The organism is Arcicella sp. GW822-FHT02H01, from assembly GCF_058802005.1.
In genome coordinates this window covers 2,325,538-2,342,499 of record NZ_JBXANT010000001.1, presented here as the reverse complement: position 1 = coordinate 2,342,499, position 16,962 = coordinate 2,325,538, and the positions used below count along the sequence as shown (strand labels likewise).

Genomic DNA, 16,962 nt, shown 5'->3' with positions numbered 1-16,962 from the left:
CATGTAACTATTATCCAAAATCATGTAACAGTTTCTAGCTTTTTATACCCCATCTTTATACTGAATACTAAAAATCAAGCTATAAATACTAAAAAAATGAAAAAAATTAAATCGTATCTTTTAATCACGATTGTATTGGTTCTAGTGATGCCTATTACATTGAAAGCTGAAGGGAATGAACCTGAGAAAGCAACAACTGAAAAAGTGGCATCAGCAACAGCAAGTACGCTAATGAATAGATTAGAAGAAATCAAGGCTATGGATAAATCGAATATGAGTTCGGTAGAAAAGAAAGCTTTGAGAAAAGAAGTCCGTTCAATTAAAAAATCATTAAAAGAAGTAGGCGGTGGCGTATATCTTTCTGTAGGAGCCATTATTATCATCGTATTATTATTGATTCTTTTACTGTAGTTCAGAATAATATATGTTGGCTTGTGAGTCTGTACATAACCTATCAGATTAATCATGTATTAACTCACAAGTCAATATTTAATACAATAACTTATGTCTATCAATACAATAAATAAAGAAAAATCAATAGAACGACTAAACTCTCTGATTGAACTCGATAATGAAAGCTTAGAAAGCTATGGAATAGATGAAACAGGTTTGAAGGTTAAACCAACGAGTAAGTATTTTAAAAAAGAGCTTATTGACGAAATGTATGATATGGGAGATGAACCAACTAAGGAAAGAACGTCAACAAATAAATTTTTTGATTTTTTAAGTAAATTAAAAACAATGCTTTCAGGGAATTACCGAAAAGCCATCCTAAATGTCTGTTTACATAGCGAGGAAGAAATCATTAATACTTATAGAAAAGCCTTGAAGGATAATCTAGCAAATATCTCTACCTATCAGCGCATTATGATTAATGCTCAACAAAGGTTACTTAGAGTTGATTATGCCAGAATAATAGCGTTAAACAACAAATCAGATAAGTATTGAGGTATAATAAGTAGGTAAATTCAACTAGCTACGTATATAGGTTATCGTCAATATAGATGCTATTGAAAATTAAATTGAAAAGCCACCATTACTCCCCCAACCTGTGAATAATGCAACATATTTCTAAAGTTGTGTAACACATTCTAATGTCAAATTCCCAACCTTTGTAATAAGATAGTTCAATCAGCATTAAATCGAATATAAGTATGGGAAATTCTGAATTAGAAAAATCAAAAGCACTACAGGGAATATCACTATATTTTCTTTAGATGCTAGAGAAAAATTATCAAAAAAAAACTTCCTTACGATATATACATTCAAATTATTGATGGTTCTGCCAAGTTAATAATCAATGAAAAAAGTTTAAGCTAAAATTAGGCGAAGAAATTATTATTCCAGCCCATTCAACCTACTGTTTTAATGCGAATGTCCAATTTAAAATGATTTTAACCATTATTAAAAGTGGCTACAAAGACTATTTGATAGCCCAAAAAAATGAAAACCACAAAAAATATATTATTAATTGAAGATGATAAAGATGACCAAAGGTTTTTTATAGAAGCCTTGAGTGAAATACACGAAGTTCGTCTGTTTGGACTTGCAAATAATGGGAAAGAAGCTTTAGAACAATTAGAAAAGGCAGAAATACTTCCAGACTTAATTTTTACAGACATCAATATGCCTATTATGGGAGGTATTGAATGTTTTATTAAAATATTAAAGAACCCCCGAATGAAAAATATTCCAGTGGTTTTTCTTACTAATGATATGGATAGGATTAAAGAGATACTTCAGCTTGGGGGCAAAACATTTATCAATAAACCTTCTAATCAAAAAATACTTTGCCAGAAAATCAGACAGGCGATACAGAAAGCACTTAAACCCAATCCATCACTAGATTTTAAAGGCTCAGTTAATAAATTGATTTTTGAACAAAATGTTCCAACACAAACGTTTTTTATTGTTAATAATTAAACTTTATGAAGACGGAAAGTGACCTTAATGACGATATTCTGAAAATAACAATGCTTATTGAAGAGAAATTTCCTGAATTATCTAAATATATTGACGAAATGCCAATTAGCGCTCCAGATGCTGTTAACCCAGCGGTAAATCAGAAAAACTTACAAGATTATTATGATTCTTTATTGGCATTATTAAAAAAACACAATACTAATCATAATCGCGGAGATACAGCATAATATGGTTCTCTAACCTCTAAACCTATACTATTCAAACAATCTTATATACAAAAACAACATCAAGAATAATGACTACAAAGAAGAAATTGGGTATCTGGATGGATCACTCAACAGCCAATTTAATGGAATATAGTAGTATTTTCATAGAAAGTAAAACAATAACATCTGATTTTACACATGAAGAAAAAGAGCAAAGCTTGAGCAAAAGTGAAAATGTTATGCATAACAAGGAGCAACACCTTGAAATGGATTTTTATAAAAAAATAGCTACGGAAATAATAGGGTATGACGAAGTATTACTATTTGGCCCAACAAATGCAAAAGCCCAACTATTTAATATTTTGAATGAAGACCAACATTATAAAAACATTAAGATTGAAGTTAGGACAAGTGATAAAATGACGGATAAACAACAGGTAGCTTATGTCAGAAATTATTTTACTAGGCTTTGATGGTAAATAATTAAAAACGATATGCCGATAATGCTGAAGCAACCCTGCAAAGAGCATTACAGAATGTTCAAAAAATATTCTCTACTGGTACCGTGTAATGGCATTCATTATAAAAGGCTTGTATTATCGTAATACATGGAACAACCCATCATATACTATATTGGCACTTAATACATTCTATGAAGTTTTCAGAGAGGACGAATACTTGCATAAAATGAAGATAGCCTTTAATTGGTTTTTAGGTAATAACCACCTGTATCAGATTTATCTATAATCCTTGTACGAGAGGGTGACTAGAAGAGATTTATTTGATGGCAAGATTGACCCTCGAAAAAGCCAGTGATGTCCAGCAAAGAGTGGCAACTTATTATAACAGTTATGTAATTATTTATTTATAGTTTTTTATCATTAGCAAGTACTACATCAATAGGTAGAATTTATTTCAATCAGTAAAATAATATGAAAACAACCATTTACTTAAACAATACTTTGTGGTCAAGCGTAGTAGTATGCCTTATTATGTTTGGCTTTATATCTTGTAATCATCGTTATCCAAAACCTGATGAAAGTTTATCAAATATTTATCAAATCAAAGAAACTACACTTGAAGATATAGCATTAGAAAATGATAAACAGTTTTTGGTAAATGTTGCAGAAATTGATTTAGAAGAAATAAAACTAGGACAGTTGGCACAACATACTAGTCAGCAATATGAAGTAAGAGTATTGGGTAAAAAGATGGAAGTGTTGCATTATAAATCATTAAAAAATATAATAGCCATTGCCAAGAAAAAATCAATCAGGATTCCAACAGTCTTATCGAACCATGCTATTGATACTTACAGCAAATTAAATAAACAGTCGCAAAGAGATTTTGACTTTGCGTTTTGTAATAGCATGGTTATGAGCAACAAAGATGCGATAGCTTCCTTTGAAAAAGTTTTAGTAGAATCTAACGATTTAGATATGATTCAACTGGCAACCATCATGTTGCCGACATTACGCAGTAATCTCAATCAAGCTATTACTTGTAAGAGAAATGCTGGAAGTTCGTCAAAGTAAAAGTATTATTTATTTCGCTTCAAAAAAGGAGATTCCTATGTCTCCAAATCCGCTCTTATTCTCTCAGATAATATCTCGTTCAAATCTCACTCAATACCAACATTTAGATTACAAACAGGCGACCTAACAAAACTTGGTTGTGCCAGAATTTACCCAAAAAAGGTTTCTTCAAGGAAAGAGTGTATACCGTTAGTTAGATTATTAGATAATCTGAAAGTAGTGAATACATGGCGAATCACTAAGTACGAAAAGGACATCTTTTACTGCTTGGTAGCTTGTAAATAAGCCATCACTTAAAGTCCATCTCCTCAAAAATATTTATCAAGAAGCTTGTGTATAAATGCAATGAAAGAGGTACTTATACCACACTCTAAAGGATTATTCTATCTTTTGTGGCACTTAGTTCTCAGTCTACTACATATTTGAGTGGAATGCTTTTTTCACCATCTGTTACATTATATTCCGCTTAAATCATAAAATTAACATTCAAATTATTCAAACTTAATTCTAAGAAAATGAAAAACACTCCAAAAAACTCAGACGTGGCTACTGGCCTACGTGAATTATTTGAAGACAGCCTAAAAGACATTTATTATGCTGAAAAAGCATTGACAAAAGCTTTGCCAAAAATGGCTAAAAAAGCTACTTCTCAGGAATTGATAGATGCTCTCCAAGATCATCTCAAGGTTACTGAAGGTCAAGTGATTCGTGCGGAAAAAGTATTTGAGGCACTAGGCTTGAAACCACAAACCAAGAAATGCGAAGCCATAGAAGGGCTAATTAAGGAAGCAGAGGAAATCATGGAAAGCACGCAAGAAGGCGTAGTACGTGATGCAGGTATTATTGCGGCAAGCCAGAAAGTAGAACACTACGAAATTGCTACTTATGGTACATTGTTTTCTTTCGCCAATACATTAGGTGAAAAAAAGGCAGCTAAGTTATTACATCAGACGTTGGAAGAAGAAAAAGATGCTGATAGCTTATTATCGGCCATTGCAGAAAGTTCAATCAATATTGAGGCTGCTGAAGAAGTTTAGCTAGCCGATTGGATAAATGCATTTTAAAATAAACATTCACTACACACTATGTTTAATCTCACCCGAATATAAACGAGTGAGAAGGTTCTCTTTGAAGGATTGGTTTCCATACTACCAATCCTCAAAGGGAGTTTTATAAATTATCTAAACTATTTTAAGAGTAAGTTTTGTTCTGCTTGTTTAAATCCCACCGCTGAAATTTTCAATTTTACAGTTCCTGCTATTTGACCTGCACGCAAAATAGCCATGGCAAAACCGTTGTGAAGTGCTTTTTTATTTCCTACAAACAAATCATTGCTTACATGGTTGCCGTTATCTACTGCAATTATAGTTGCTGGTCCACTGATATCAAAAGTGATTTCTCCCTTTGCCGTTGGCACTTTATGTCCTTTACTATCAACAGCATATACCTTTACATATTGAAGAGCCATACCATCTGCTTTCCAGTCGGTATTTTCAGTTTCTATCTTTAGTGCTACTGCATTTCCAGTTGTTTCCAGTTCATCTTGAGCTACAATGTTGCCTCCTTTTCGGGCTATTGCCGTAATCTTACCAGCCGTAAATGGAATGTCTTTCCAATAAATAGTATTGCGTTTTTTTACGTCGGTAGAATTTTGTTGCACTCCTAACGATTTACCATTCACCAATAATTCCACCTCATCAGCATTGGTATAAGTATAGAGATTATACTTTTTGCCTTCCTGTCGATTCCAATGTGACGAAATAACTTTTTGTCCTACTAATACATCGTTCCACATTTTTGTATCTCCTTCATTATCTACGATACCGATATGCACTAAAGGTTCTTCCTTGAAAACACTTTTGGTTAGCCATGCTTGTGGAAAAGGCTCCATGGCATGATTGAAAAAGGAGTAGTTCCAACCCTTCTTCGGCCAACCGTCAGACTCCCCCCAATATTCAATAGCTCCCCAATAGGCTAATCCCACCATTTTATCTCTATCCATACCGAAGTAAGGAGCAGCCAATTCATTCGTAACAGCCTCACTTTGATAAATAATCATATTGGGAGCGTGCTTCAAATACTCTTGATAATCATCCCATACATAGTTGAAACTGGCCACATCAGTTACAGTGGCTAATTCAGGCGGAACGATGTTTTCTTTGATTTTGAAATCTGGGTTAGCCTTAATAATTCCTCCAGCACGAGCGGGATACATAGCAACTGTTGTTTTACGAGTAGGGTCATAACGTTTTGCTACTACATCCATCAGTCGGTAGGTAGTAACGCCCCAATCACCTGTTGCAAATCCCCATCGTTCTTCTTGAAACTGTAACTCATTTCCAAAGCTCCACATAATAACCGAAGGATGATTTCTATCTCGTTTAATCCATTCCTTTACATTGTTGAACCATACATCATTCCATGGTGCATTGCCTGCCCAAGCAACTGTACTTCCCCATTTGTCGTATAATTCATCGACAACTAGTATTCCTTTTTCATCGGCAAGGTTAAAAAATGCTTCTGAATAAGGGTTATGTGAAGTACGGATATGATTAAAACCAAAGGCTTTTAATTTGTCCATCATTCTGGCAATCGAGGTTTCATAAGCAGCCGCACCTACAGCACCCAAGTCATGATGATTGGCAACGCCTTTAAGAAAGACCTTTTTGCCATTTAATTTTAATCCATATTCTTTAGAGAACTCAATCGTACGGATTCCAAACTTTTTAGTGAGTTTATCAATCACTTTTCCATTTAAAACTAATACAGCTTCAGCTGTATAAAGATTGGGCGTTTCACACGACCAAAGTTGCGGATTCGTGATATTTATCCTTGGTAGGGGAACTTCTACGGTAGCGATATTTGATTTCTTCGGAGCCCACGTTTTTGTTTCAGCTATTTGTTTTCCTTCTGGAGAAAATATCGTTGTCTTAATCTCCAGTTGATATTGTTTATTTTTAATTCCTGCTACTTCCACTTGTACACTTACTTCGGCATGCTGATTAGAAATGTGTGGAGTTGTGATAAAAATACCATGACGAGCAATAGAGATGGTGTCTTTTACTACCAGATGTACATCTCTGAAAAGTCCACCACCAGTGTACCAACGGGAATTGCTGTTTTCGCCCGTAGAAGTACGAACGGCAACCACATTTACAGCGTCGTATCGAATGATTCCTGCAATATCTGATTCAAAACCAAGATAACCGTAGTCTGTTTTTCCAATCTTCTTTCCATTCACCCACACTTCCCCTGATAACATCATTCCTTCAAAATCAAGCAATACCTGTTTCCCAATCCAGCTAGAGTCTGCCTTAAATGTTTTTCGATACCAACCTATCCCCATTGCTTTAAATCCACGACCACGACTGGCTGATTTATCCCAAGGTTGCTCAATCTGAAAATCGTGTGGCAAATCTAGCTCACGCCAATCACTATCATCGTAAGTGAGATTTTGAGCATTCGAGATTTCACCCGCTTTAAATTTCCAACCAAAATTAAAAAGTTGGTTTATTCTAACGTGCTCATGCTTGCTTTGAGCAAAAAGGAATGTTGTATAAAAAAGGGTAACGATGGTTAATAAAATTTTCTTATTTTTCATTAGTAATTTACATTTAGTTCCTCTATAGTGTCTCATGGTGCAAAAGAAAGAGAATAGAATCATTTGCAAATAGAAGACAAATACTAGACTAGTTTGATTTCCGAAAATTACGTACAAGAAAGGTGATAAGGAGTGGGATATCTTGACCAAATTTTATCCAAGTTATGTCCATAATATGGATAAAATAAGTTGTTGGTTTACAGGTATTTGTCAGTTTTACTTTGAAGTTCTTTGAGGATGGTAATTAGAAATGGTAGAGGATTTTGCCATCTTCAGATGTTAGCTGACAGGTTTTTACGAAAGCAGTTCCTTCGAATTCAAGAAAAAGACCCTTAATGGCGCCTATCGATTCTTGGTATGTTCCTGTATATAGGAGCTTGTTGTTAACATAAAGCAATACTTTTTTATGATGATTTATCATTTTAACGGTAGTCCAATGGCTTAAATCTAATGTAAACTTAGAAAGATTGACTTTAGTCCCAACATAGCTTTGCTCACTAATTATATTGGTTATTCTATTACTGCAACCTGGGGTGGCTAATCTAAAACGAATACGATTTTTGATGCCAGAAACTTGAAACTGAGTGCTTTTACAATACATTCCATTTTTATCCACCATGTTTTTAAAGGTGGTTTCAAAAACAAAATTTTCGCCAGTATAATCCACAGACATAAAATTACAAAGCCTAGTATAAACCAGTCCAGACGTATCGATGCCTTTTGATTTTAGCTGTTCGTTTGAAATATGGAAGAGGCTGTCTTTCCCAGTTTTAGTAGCCAAAAATTCATAGTAATGTTTTGGTAACTCATCTCCCTGACGGTATCCAAGACCAACCCATTTGTTAGAACGGACATACACATTGATTGACTTCAAGGTATGTTTTCTACTTTGTAAGGTTACGGAAAATACACCTGGGAACAGATAGGCATGAGCGAGGCTGGCTTTCCCAGGTTCCACATACACCCATTGTGTTTTATCACCAAAATTCAGAAAAAGACTGTCTTTGCTTTTAGGAGCCTGATATTCGAAAAAGGCCGTTGCTGGCAATAATCCTTCCATACTCACAAATCGTAAGTCAGATGTAGAATCACTGTCTGTATAGAAAAAACTGAAAACCACAACCATTAGTCCCACAAAAGCGATTATAGCAATCGGTAGAACAAATTTATAAATGCCAATGCGTTTAGGTGCGGGTAAGATTAACGGTTCTATTGGTTGTTTAATATCGTCGAGCGCATTAGCTGATGAAAGATTTTGACCGTATTTTTCTAGCGCCTGAATGGTGGCCTGTTGGGGAATGTAATGCTGATAAACTGAAATTTTCCCAAAAATCCGTTTAAGGGTATTGGTACTAATAGAAACATTCGTGTCTTGAAGAATCTCATGGCTAAGCTCCACAAAATCCCTGTGCTTCCATGTCTCAGGGTCTCCATGGTCAAAACGAATTTGGCAGCTTGCCACAATATTTTCAAATGTAGTTTTCATATCTGTACAAGGATACTGATTTTAGTAAAACCGTAACAGGGCTAGCAGATTTTAAGAAAAATATGATTACTTTAAAATGAGAAAAGTGAATGTTAGGTATGACGATTTTTCTTCTTTAGGTTTTCAAATGAAGACATCTTATTGGCAGTTTTACCTTAAATTATGCGGAAAGATATAGTGCCAAATAAAAAAGGGTTTTTACAATAAGATGTAAAAACCCTTTTTTGTACTGTACCGGGGACGGGAATCGAACCCGTACGAACTTGCGTTCACAGGATTTTAAGTCCTGCGTGTCTACCAGTTCCACCACCCTGGCATGAAATTAAAGTAATTACCCTAACTTCTTAAACTTAAAAAGCACCTTACGGTGCTTCGATAAGCTGAGCGAAAGACGAGGTTCGAACTCGCGACCTCAACCTTGGCAAGGTTGCGCTCTACCAGCTGAGCTACTTTCGCTTATAATTCCGTTGAATTGTGGTGCAAAATTATGCCTTATAAATCACCTGTGCAAGCTTTTTGTGAAAAAAATAGCAAAAAAAATTTGAAAAATTTATAAATCGCTGATTATGTTTGGATTAAGTCTTAAACTTTTTTTTAGATTTTTCTGCATCTGAATGTGTCAGGAGGCATAAAGCTGGTATGGAAATTATTATTGAGGTAATTCATGCTGATTTTATGATAAACAAAAAGAGTCATTGCCAGAAATGGAAATGACTCTTTTAAAACAAACCTGACCAATCAATTATTTTATTCGATAACTACTCTTTTTGCAGTACCGTCTTCACCTTGTGTTACCGTTACAAAGAGTGTTCCTTTTGTATTTTTCTTTAATTCTACTTGTCCCATGAAATCTCCTTGGAAATCTTTAAATTTTTGCGTACCCACTTCTTTACCATTGACATCAGTAACGATTACATTCACATCACCTTTTTCAGGAGTGTAAAATTTAAGATTCAGTTTGTTGTCAAAAGGCTTGTTTGGATATATTTTCAGGGCTTTTACTGTTTTTGATTCGTTGAAAGGATCAAACTCTTTAAAGTCGTTATCAAACTTAAACTTGAATTCCTTCATAGCAGGTTTTAATGAACCTATTAGTTTGTCACTATCCAATCTCTTGAAATCGAAGTTATACGCATGGATATCTTTATCATTGAAGTCTTTGTCAATTCGTTTGCCATCTTTGTAGATTTCAATGCGTTTCTGCCCATTTCCAAAAGCTCTTGGCGCTTGTGATAACCTATCACCATTTCTGTCTATTTTAATTCTAATTTGTTTTCTACCGTGACCCGATGCCGAAAATAATGAATCTGTGATGTTATTGATTAAATTCTCTTTTTGTTCAGCATTCAAACCTTCTGCATTATAAGTACGGTCGAATACTTGTTTTTGTCCGTTTTCTGTAGTCTCTACATGGATTTTGATTTTTCCATCTTTTTCTTCAATATTTTGCGAAGTGCTTTTTTGAGCCATTGCTGTCATACTTACCGCAAATAAGAGGGCTGTCCCGAAAATTTTGATGTTCTTTTGCATAGTGAATGTTGGATTTTGATTAAAAAAAACATTTAAAATTTATATAAAACAAACTTAATCAACCTATTATATATCAAACCTTTAAACTTTGTTAAAAGATGTTAAACAAAATAAATTGGTTAAGATTTAGTTTAATTTTGTTGCTCTGAAATAGACACACTAAAAATGAAAATGTTGCAAAGTAAATTTTCGAGTATATTTTTTGTGCGAAAATTATTTGAAACTAATTTAGATGAACTAAAAAGAGTATGATTAATGCTAATTATTAAGAATGACTAAGCGAAAAATACAATATATTATTGCTTTGATGGCTTTTGCACTGTTAGGTTTAATCGCCTTTCAAATGTATTGGTTGGGTTTTACGGTTCGCTCTAAAAATGATCAGTTTGGAAGTGATGTAAGAGACGCTATGCAACAGGTCGTGCGGAAGCTTGGCAAACAGGAGTTTTATTATTTTGTCCAAAGGAAAGTAGAGGCAGAAGAAAAACAAAAACAACTGCTGGCGATAGCAAAGCCTGTAGAAGAAAAGGTACAGGAAGCACCCAAACAGAAAGTGCTCGCTCAAAACACTCCGAATCAATCAACCATTGGTTTGGATAAAGTAGCACGTACGCCTTTTCCTTCAGATATTTTGGTATCAAAGGGAACGGAGATTTTGCCAAATGGGGAGATTAGAGAATATCAGGAATTTTCAATGAATATTGATATTCAAGATTTTCAGAATCGATTGAATGAACATAAACAATTAGACGAGATTTTTTCGGAGGCACTTCAGCAACATCAGAATAGTTTACAAAAACAAGATTCTATGCGGAAGGCTGATTTGCTAGCAGCAAAAAGGAAAAAACTTGTAAAAAAGCATGTTGACAAAATTATTGAGCCTTTAAAAACAGAAGATAAAGTAATGAACAAAGCCGAAATGGCTAAGGAAGTTTTCAATGACTTTCTGTTCAAAAAAAGGAGTATTTATGACAGAATCAATTATATGGTTCTGGATTCTCTGTTGAAATATGAAATCAAAATGAAGGGAATAGAAATTCCTTTTGAATATGGTATCAGCAGTCAGGAAGAGCCAAACTATTTGCATTATGCCTCTTCGATGAAATACAAAATGACGGGTTTGAAAAATGATAAGGATACGTATACTGTTAATCTCTTCCCGAACGATTATGCCAATTCTGAAAATTATTTAAGAGTATATTTCCCTAATCAAGACCGTTACATTATCCGCAACATCTGGGTGATGTATGCTACTTCATTGCTGTTGATTTTGGTAGTATTAAGTTGTTTTTATGTAGCTGTGAATACGATTGTAAAACAAAAGCAATTAGCAGACATTAAAAATGATTTTATCAATAACATGACTCACGAGTTTAAAACGCCAATTTCTACGATTTCATTGGCTACTCAGATGCTCCAAGACGAAGCCGTGGCTGCTAGTCCATCGATGTTTAAAAGATATTTAGGGATTATCCGTGATGAAAACAAAAGGCTAGGCTCGCAAGTTGAGAAAGTACTACAAACTGCACAAATGGAAAGAGGAGACGTACAATTGAAGCTAAAAACGGTTGATGTGCATGAAATTATTGAGAAAGTATTAGAAAATATTAGCCCACAAATTGAGCTTAGAGAAGGTACTATTGATTTAGATTTACATGCCGAAAAGACAGAAATTGAAGCAGATGAAGTACATTTGACCAATATTATCTTTAATCTTTTAGATAATGCCAATAAGTATTCGCCAGGAAAGCCTGAAATTACCATCGTTACTCAAAATACTGAAAAGGGGATATCAATTATTATAAAAGATAAGGGTATTGGAATGAGCAAAGAGTCGATAAAGAATATCTTTGAAAAATTCTATCGCGTTCCTACTGGTAATTTGCATGATGTAAAAGGTTTTGGCTTAGGTTTGAGCTATGTGAAAAAGATGGTAGAAGAACATCACGGACGTATAAATGTAGTGAGTAGGTTTGGTGAAGGAAGTGAATTTGAAGTGATTTTGCCTATATAAGTATAGTAGAATATTTTGTACTTGATGATGAAAATTAAGCGTTTAATGTATTTATAAGGTAATGTTCAACAAGTTAGTGCGAGATACATAAAAGAATAAAATTACTTTTTACAAAACTAAAAATATGGAAACGCTTCTTATACAAACACAGTCTAAGCAGACAAGTAAGTTACTGGTTGAATTAGTAAAAAAAATGGGTGATAAAGCACAGATTCTTAACCCTGAAATTGCTGAAGATTTAGCGTTAGGTTTGATGATGACCCAAGAGAAAACAGGCAAGAAAGTGTCAAAAGCCTCTATATTAGAACATTTAAGCAAATGATTTTGCAATTTGATGAGTCATTTGAAAAAAGTATCAAAAAGCTCAAAGATAAAAAAATAAAAGCTCGTCTATTGTCTTTAATTGAAAGTTTTGAAAATTCAGATTCTCTTGCTGAAATTCCTAATATCAAAAAAATGCAAGGATTCCAAACGTATTATAGAGTTAGACTAGGTGATTATCGAATTGGTTTTGAGCTTCAAGGTGATGGTAGTATCCTTTTTATTTTGATAGCTCACCGCAAGGAAATTTATAAGTATTTCCCTTGAAAATATGTAGATAATTGTTATAAATGTCTATTGTTGAAAGATATATAGCCATGAATAACAATGTAAAAACACCAACAAATTAAAGATAAAAATCAATTTAACTGAAATGACAAAGATTCTCCTCGCTGAAGACGACCCCAATTTAGGTACTTTGCTACAAGAATATTTAACGATAAAAGGCTATGAAACCATTCTGGCTAAAGATGGTGATGAAGCCCTGACAAAGTTTGTACAGCAGGATTATGACCTTTGTATTTTTGATGTAATGATGCCTAAAAAAGACGGTTTTACGTTGGCTAAAGAAGTTAGAATGTCTGATAAAGATACGCCTATCATTTTCCTGACGGCCAAAGCGATGAAGGAAGATACTTTGCAAGGCTTTAAACTAGGAGCAGATGATTATATGACCAAACCTTTTTCGATGGAAGAATTGCTGGCACGCCTGCAAGCAGTTTTACGAAGAAGTCAGAAATTAGAGTTGCAAAATGAAAAAATATCGCACTTTACAATCAGAGGTTTTGCTTTTGATACTGAAAAGCAAGTCTTAGAAAGAAATGGTGAATCTCAGAAATTGACGGCAAAAGAATCAGCTTTGCTGAAATTGTTATGCGAAAACATGGGAAAGCCTGTCAGCAGAAGTTTTGCTTTGAAAATGGTTTGGGGAGATGATACCTACTTCAATGCCCGAAGCATGGATGTATATATTACCAAATTAAGAAAATTCTTGAAAGAAGAACCTGAAATTCAGATTTTGAACCTTCATGGAGAAGGCTTTAAATTAATGGTATAAAATTAATAAGTTGTTAGGCTTAAAGTACTGTATATCAATTTTGAGCCAATATGGTAGACTGCTCACAACTCATCACTCAAAACTAAATGGATATAGTTCTCTTGATTGGTTCAATAATATGCCTTTTAGTAGGTTTGGCAGGTGCAGTGTTACCATTGCCAGGGCCACCCCTCAGCTTGATAGGCTTATTTATGTTGCATTATTCCAAGTATGTGGATTTTGATAAGAAAACCCTGACATTCTTTACGTTAGTTACCATCAGCATCAGTATTTTCGATTATTATGCACCTATTTGGGGAACAAAAAAGTTTGGTGGGACTAAGTACGGTTCGTGGGGTTCAATGATTGGCCTATTAGTAGGCTTATTCGTTATTCCAGGCTTCGGCTTATTTATTGGAGCTTTTTTGGGAGCATTTTTAGGGGAGATTGTTGGAAAAGCAACACCTGAAAAAGCCCTAAAAGCGGCTGTTGGCTCATTTTTAGGGCTTATTGCTGGTATGGTTGGAAAAGTAATTCTTTGCTTAGCAATGTTGATATTTGCCATCATCGCTATTGTCGAATACTTTATGATTATGCTGTAACTTCCTCTTTCACTACTGTCGGTTTCTTTCCTGCCAATTGTCCACAGGCAGCATCAATATCTTTTCCTCTTGAGCGACGCACGTTTACTACCATGTTTTTACTTTCTAAAAACTGAGCAAATTTGGATAATGTCTGTGGGTCGGTATTAGTATAATTTGCTTCTGCAATGGGATTATATTCAATAATATTGATTTTACAAGGAAACTGTCTGGCAAACTCCCAAAGCTCTTTAGCATCTTGTAAACTATCATTAAAGCGATAGAAAAGAATGTATTCTAAGGTAATTCTACTGCCTGTTTTCTTGTAAAAATGCAATAAAGAATCCTTCAAGGCTTCAAGTGTGTTCGATTCGTTGATGGGCATAATCTCATTACGCTTTACATCATTAGCTGCGTGAAGTGAAAGAGCCAAATTGAATTTTACTTCATCATCACCCAATTTGGTAATCATCTTAGCAATACCCGCCGTTGAAACCGTTATGCGTTTTGGCGACATTCCTAGGCCTTCTGGCGAAGTAATATAGTTGATAGATGACAATACATTAGCGTAATTCAGCAAAGGCTCGCCCATACCCATATACACAATATTAGTAAGGGGAGTTTGATAATGCGATTCTGCTTGGTCACGAATCAATACTACTTGGTCATATATTTCGGCAGGATCAAGGTTACGCTTTCTATCCATATAACCTGTAGCACAAAATTTACAGGTTAGTGAACAGCCTACTTGTGACGACACACAGGCCGTCATTCTATCGTCAGCAGGAATCAACACGCCTTCTACTAAATTATGGTCGAATAATTCAAAAGACGATTTGATAGTTCTGTCTGAACTTACCTGTTTTTCAGATACTTTAACTGCTCTGATATCAAAGTTATTTTCTAACAGTTCACGCGTTTTCTTAGAAAGATTAGTCATTTCTTCGAAAGTCAGCACTGATTTTTTCCAAAGCCACTCATAAATCTGTTTAGCCCTGAATCCTTGTTCGCCATGCTCAGTTAAAAAGTCTTTGATTTGAGCGAGCGATAGTTTACGTATATCTTTTTTGGTGATTTTTACTGTTTCCATGTATTTGGCAATCTTAGCTTTCAAATGTCAAGTAAGATTATTTTATATCGACAAAAAAAGAGCAAAGATTGGCGTCTTTACTCTTTAGGTTATTTTTGCAAAGTTAAGGATAAAATTAAATCAAACCAAGATGTTGGTATGATATTGATAATCAAATGTTTATAAAGTTGAATATTGTAGCTTTAAAACTATTGATGGCATGATTTCAATTCATTCCATCAATGAAGTCAGTAATTCAGAAAATAATTTCTTATTTCATCCCCTCCAATAACAATTCAGCCAAATCATATACTTTCACAGAATCTTCTTTTTCTTTGTTTTTTACACCGTCCGACATCATTACCATACAGAATGGACAAGCTACGGCGATTGTGGTTGCTCCTGTAGCTAAAGCGTCTTCAATGCGTTCTACATTAATATCCTTTTTGCCTTTTTCGGGCTCTTTAAACATCTGTCCTCCGCCAGCACCACAGCATAAACCTTTGGTTTTGCAACGTTTCATTTCCACCAAATCTGCATCTAAAGCTTCTAATACCGACCGCGGAGCTTCATAAATATCATTGGCACGACCTAAATAACAAGAATCATGGTAAGTAATTTTACGTCTGGTCGGCACTCCGACATTGAATTCGCCCCCACCTTGTACCTTTACTTTGCCTGCATCAATCAGTTGTTGTAAAAAAGTAGCATGGTGAATTACTTCATAGTTTCCACCTAAAGCAGGGTATTCATTTTTTAAGGTATTAAAGCAATGAGGACAAGCCGTTACGATTTTTTTTACGCCATATCCGTCTAATACCTGAATATTCATGGTGGCTTGCATTTGAAATAGAAACTCGTTGCCAGCTCTACGTGCAGGGTCGCCAGTGCAAGATTCTTCTGTGCCGAGAACGGCAAATTTTATACCTACATGATTAAGTATTTTAGTAAATGCAATGGTGACTTTTTTATAACGGTCATCAAAAGAACCTGCACAACCTACCCAAAATAATATTTCAGGGGTTTCGCCAGTACTCATCATATCAGCCATTGTAGGCACTTTATATTCTATTTCTTTTAACATTTCTTTATTGATTTTTCTTCGTTATTTCACTGGACAAATCATAATTTATTTATTATCTTTGTAATGAACAAAAACGTTTAGGACGTTAGGAGGAGGGATAAAATTAATTTTTAGGCACTCGCTCGTTGTTTTTAAAAGGAACTGTCAGAAATGATGGTTCTTTTTTATTATACGCATGGAATTTAAAGCTAATTGTTTTTTCCCTGTTCTTACCTCTTTAATTATCACATATTTATCTCCAATTATTTTCTGAAATTGAAAAACATCTTTCCCTAATTTATTTTGACCATCATAGAAAACTAAATCAGGATTTTGTAAAATCTCTGGAATTAGGTTAAAATCAGCATCTGTAATAGCTACTTGGCCTTTAGGTATTTCAATTTCTGGAATTCCGTGATTCTTAATAATATGTTTTATCGCATATACATCAATAGAAAATCGATAATTAGTTAATTGAATGCCAGATTGCTGGGTTAAAATATTTGATAATTCGCTGGTAATTTCACCTATAATTAAAACTTTGTTTTTGTTTTCTGTGTCTGTTTTTGCTAGGGATAGAATTTCGCTTAAATCCAT

Annotated in this window: 19 protein-coding genes and 2 tRNA genes; 13 read left to right on the top strand and 8 right to left on the bottom strand. The window is 34.4% G+C overall.

Features of this window, described 5'->3' with window-relative positions; genetic code table 11:
- Positions 1–96: 96 nt before the first annotated feature.
- The 8 genes from AC1RNE_RS10055 (at position 97) to AC1RNE_RS10020 (ending at position 4,701) form a co-directional block, all read left to right on the top strand.
- Positions 97–411 (top strand): hypothetical protein, encoded by a 315-nt coding sequence (locus AC1RNE_RS10055; RefSeq protein WP_492800852.1) that lies wholly within the window; start codon positions 97–99, stop codon positions 409–411.
- A gap of 93 nt (positions 412–504) precedes the next feature.
- Positions 505–948: a DUF2383 domain-containing protein gene (locus AC1RNE_RS10050; protein ID WP_492800851.1), complete on the top strand. Its 444-nt coding sequence runs from the start codon at positions 505–507 to the stop codon at positions 946–948.
- 495 nt (positions 949–1,443) lie between these two features.
- Positions 1,444–1,923, top strand: a complete 480-nt coding sequence (locus AC1RNE_RS10045; RefSeq protein WP_492800850.1) for a response regulator — start codon at positions 1,444–1,446, stop codon at positions 1,921–1,923.
- Positions 1,924–1,928: 5 nt separating this feature from the next.
- Positions 1,929–2,150, top strand: coding sequence for a hypothetical protein (locus AC1RNE_RS10040; RefSeq protein ID WP_492800849.1), 222 nt, complete (start codon positions 1,929–1,931; stop codon positions 2,148–2,150).
- A gap of 68 nt (positions 2,151–2,218) precedes the next feature.
- Complete coding sequence (locus AC1RNE_RS10035) at positions 2,219–2,602, top strand: hypothetical protein (RefSeq protein ID WP_492800848.1); 384 nt, start codon at positions 2,219–2,221, stop codon at positions 2,600–2,602.
- Positions 2,603–2,699: 97 nt separating this feature from the next.
- Positions 2,700–2,876, top strand: a complete 177-nt coding sequence (locus AC1RNE_RS10030; RefSeq protein ID WP_492800847.1) for a hypothetical protein — start codon at positions 2,700–2,702, stop codon at positions 2,874–2,876.
- Positions 2,877–3,061: 185 nt separating this feature from the next.
- Positions 3,062–3,664 carry a DUF4142 domain-containing protein gene (locus tag AC1RNE_RS10025; protein WP_492800846.1) on the top strand — a complete coding sequence of 201 codons (603 nt, stop codon included), beginning with the start codon at positions 3,062–3,064 and terminating at the stop codon, positions 3,662–3,664.
- Between the two features lie 515 nt (positions 3,665–4,179).
- The gene (locus AC1RNE_RS10020; RefSeq protein ID WP_492800845.1) at positions 4,180–4,701 is read left to right on the top strand and encodes a YciE/YciF ferroxidase family protein; all 522 of its coding nucleotides are present in this window, start codon (positions 4,180–4,182) and stop codon (positions 4,699–4,701) included.
- Positions 4,702–4,850: 149 nt separating this feature from the next.
- On the opposite strand, the gene AC1RNE_RS10015 is transcribed toward AC1RNE_RS10020, so the two are convergent.
- From AC1RNE_RS10015 to AC1RNE_RS09995, 5 genes are all read right to left on the bottom strand, one after another.
- Positions 4,851–7,265 carry a glycoside hydrolase family 2 TIM barrel-domain containing protein gene (locus tag AC1RNE_RS10015; RefSeq protein ID WP_492800844.1) on the bottom strand — a complete coding sequence of 805 codons (2,415 nt, stop codon included), beginning with the start codon at positions 7,263–7,265 and terminating at the stop codon, positions 4,851–4,853.
- Positions 7,266–7,509: 244 nt separating this feature from the next.
- Positions 7,510–8,727: a hypothetical protein gene (locus tag AC1RNE_RS10010; protein WP_492800843.1), complete on the bottom strand. Its 1,218-nt coding sequence runs from the start codon at positions 8,725–8,727 to the stop codon at positions 7,510–7,512.
- Positions 8,728–8,983: 256 nt separating this feature from the next.
- Positions 8,984–9,067, bottom strand: a tRNA-Leu gene (locus tag AC1RNE_RS10005).
- 67 nt (positions 9,068–9,134) lie between these two features.
- Positions 9,135–9,207: transfer RNA gene (locus tag AC1RNE_RS10000), tRNA-Gly, on the bottom strand.
- 291 nt (positions 9,208–9,498) lie between these two features.
- Positions 9,499–10,281: a T9SS type A sorting domain-containing protein gene (locus tag AC1RNE_RS09995; RefSeq protein WP_492800842.1), complete on the bottom strand. Its 783-nt coding sequence runs from the start codon at positions 10,279–10,281 to the stop codon at positions 9,499–9,501.
- A 271-nt stretch (positions 10,282–10,552) separates the two neighbouring features.
- On the opposite strand from AC1RNE_RS09995, the gene AC1RNE_RS09990 reads away from it, so the two are divergent.
- From AC1RNE_RS09990 to AC1RNE_RS09970, 5 genes are all read left to right on the top strand, one after another.
- A complete protein-coding gene (locus AC1RNE_RS09990) occupies positions 10,553–12,295 on the top strand; it encodes a sensor histidine kinase (RefSeq protein WP_492800841.1) in 1,743 nt (580 codons plus the stop codon).
- Positions 12,296–12,419: 124 nt separating this feature from the next.
- Positions 12,420–12,617 carry a hypothetical protein gene (locus AC1RNE_RS09985; RefSeq protein ID WP_492800840.1) on the top strand — a complete coding sequence of 66 codons (198 nt, stop codon included), beginning with the start codon at positions 12,420–12,422 and terminating at the stop codon, positions 12,615–12,617.
- The gene (locus AC1RNE_RS09980; protein WP_492800839.1) at positions 12,614–12,883 is read left to right on the top strand and encodes a type II toxin-antitoxin system RelE family toxin; all 270 of its coding nucleotides are present in this window, start codon (positions 12,614–12,616) and stop codon (positions 12,881–12,883) included. Before AC1RNE_RS09985 ends, AC1RNE_RS09980 begins: the two co-directional genes overlap by 4 nt.
- A 106-nt stretch (positions 12,884–12,989) precedes the next feature.
- Positions 12,990–13,673, top strand: a complete 684-nt coding sequence (locus tag AC1RNE_RS09975) for a response regulator transcription factor (protein ID WP_309915060.1) — start codon at positions 12,990–12,992, stop codon at positions 13,671–13,673.
- 86 nt (positions 13,674–13,759) lie between these two features.
- Positions 13,760–14,254 carry a DUF456 domain-containing protein gene (locus AC1RNE_RS09970; protein WP_492800838.1) on the top strand — a complete coding sequence of 165 codons (495 nt, stop codon included), beginning with the start codon at positions 13,760–13,762 and terminating at the stop codon, positions 14,252–14,254.
- On the opposite strand, the gene rlmN is transcribed toward AC1RNE_RS09970, so the two are convergent.
- From rlmN to AC1RNE_RS09955, 3 genes are all read right to left on the bottom strand, one after another.
- Entirely contained in the window at positions 14,244–15,323 is a 1,080-nt protein-coding gene (rlmN, locus tag AC1RNE_RS09965; protein ID WP_492800837.1) for a dual-specificity RNA methyltransferase RlmN, read from the bottom strand. The two genes, AC1RNE_RS09970 and rlmN, sit on opposite strands and share 11 nt — an antisense overlap.
- 250 nt (positions 15,324–15,573) lie before the next feature.
- On the bottom strand, positions 15,574–16,386 hold the full coding sequence (locus AC1RNE_RS09960) for a (Fe-S)-binding protein (protein ID WP_492800836.1): 813 nt from the start codon (positions 16,384–16,386) through the stop codon (positions 15,574–15,576).
- 144 nt (positions 16,387–16,530) lie between these two features.
- Entirely contained in the window at positions 16,531–16,962 is a 432-nt protein-coding gene (locus AC1RNE_RS09955; RefSeq protein ID WP_492800835.1) for a PBECR3 domain-containing polyvalent protein, read from the bottom strand.

What these genes read in the sequence shown, in the direction of transcription:
- rlmN (WP_492800837.1), bottom strand. Translation starts at nt 15,323, where the DNA reads ATGGAAACAGTAAAAATCACCAAAAAAGATATACGTAAACTATCGCTC.
- AC1RNE_RS09960 (WP_492800836.1), bottom strand. Translation starts at nt 16,386, where the DNA reads ATGTTAAAAGAAATAGAATATAAAGTGCCTACAATGGCTGATATGATG.
- AC1RNE_RS10035 (WP_492800848.1), top strand. Translation starts at nt 2,219, where the DNA reads ATGACTACAAAGAAGAAATTGGGTATCTGGATGGATCACTCAACAGCC.
- AC1RNE_RS09980 (WP_492800839.1), top strand. Translation starts at nt 12,614, where the DNA reads ATGATTTTGCAATTTGATGAGTCATTTGAAAAAAGTATCAAAAAGCTC.
- AC1RNE_RS09990 (WP_492800841.1), top strand. Translation starts at nt 10,553, where the DNA reads ATGACTAAGCGAAAAATACAATATATTATTGCTTTGATGGCTTTTGCA.
- AC1RNE_RS10020 (WP_492800845.1), top strand. Translation starts at nt 4,180, where the DNA reads ATGAAAAACACTCCAAAAAACTCAGACGTGGCTACTGGCCTACGTGAA.
- AC1RNE_RS10040 (WP_492800849.1), top strand. Translation starts at nt 1,929, where the DNA reads ATGAAGACGGAAAGTGACCTTAATGACGATATTCTGAAAATAACAATG.
- AC1RNE_RS09970 (WP_492800838.1), top strand. Translation starts at nt 13,760, where the DNA reads ATGGATATAGTTCTCTTGATTGGTTCAATAATATGCCTTTTAGTAGGT.
- AC1RNE_RS10025 (WP_492800846.1), top strand. Translation starts at nt 3,062, where the DNA reads ATGAAAACAACCATTTACTTAAACAATACTTTGTGGTCAAGCGTAGTA.
- AC1RNE_RS09975 (WP_309915060.1), top strand. Translation starts at nt 12,990, where the DNA reads ATGACAAAGATTCTCCTCGCTGAAGACGACCCCAATTTAGGTACTTTG.
- AC1RNE_RS10050 (WP_492800851.1), top strand. Translation starts at nt 505, where the DNA reads ATGTCTATCAATACAATAAATAAAGAAAAATCAATAGAACGACTAAAC.
- AC1RNE_RS09955 (WP_492800835.1), bottom strand. Translation starts at nt 16,962, where the DNA reads ATGGATTTAAGCGAAATTCTATCCCTAGCAAAAACAGACACAGAAAAC.
- AC1RNE_RS09985 (WP_492800840.1), top strand. Translation starts at nt 12,420, where the DNA reads ATGGAAACGCTTCTTATACAAACACAGTCTAAGCAGACAAGTAAGTTA.
- AC1RNE_RS10030 (WP_492800847.1), top strand. Translation starts at nt 2,700, where the DNA reads ATGGCATTCATTATAAAAGGCTTGTATTATCGTAATACATGGAACAAC.
- AC1RNE_RS10055 (WP_492800852.1), top strand. Translation starts at nt 97, where the DNA reads ATGAAAAAAATTAAATCGTATCTTTTAATCACGATTGTATTGGTTCTA.
- AC1RNE_RS10045 (WP_492800850.1), top strand. Translation starts at nt 1,444, where the DNA reads ATGAAAACCACAAAAAATATATTATTAATTGAAGATGATAAAGATGAC.
- AC1RNE_RS10015 (WP_492800844.1), bottom strand. Translation starts at nt 7,265, where the DNA reads ATGAAAAATAAGAAAATTTTATTAACCATCGTTACCCTTTTTTATACA.
- AC1RNE_RS09995 (WP_492800842.1), bottom strand. Translation starts at nt 10,281, where the DNA reads ATGCAAAAGAACATCAAAATTTTCGGGACAGCCCTCTTATTTGCGGTA.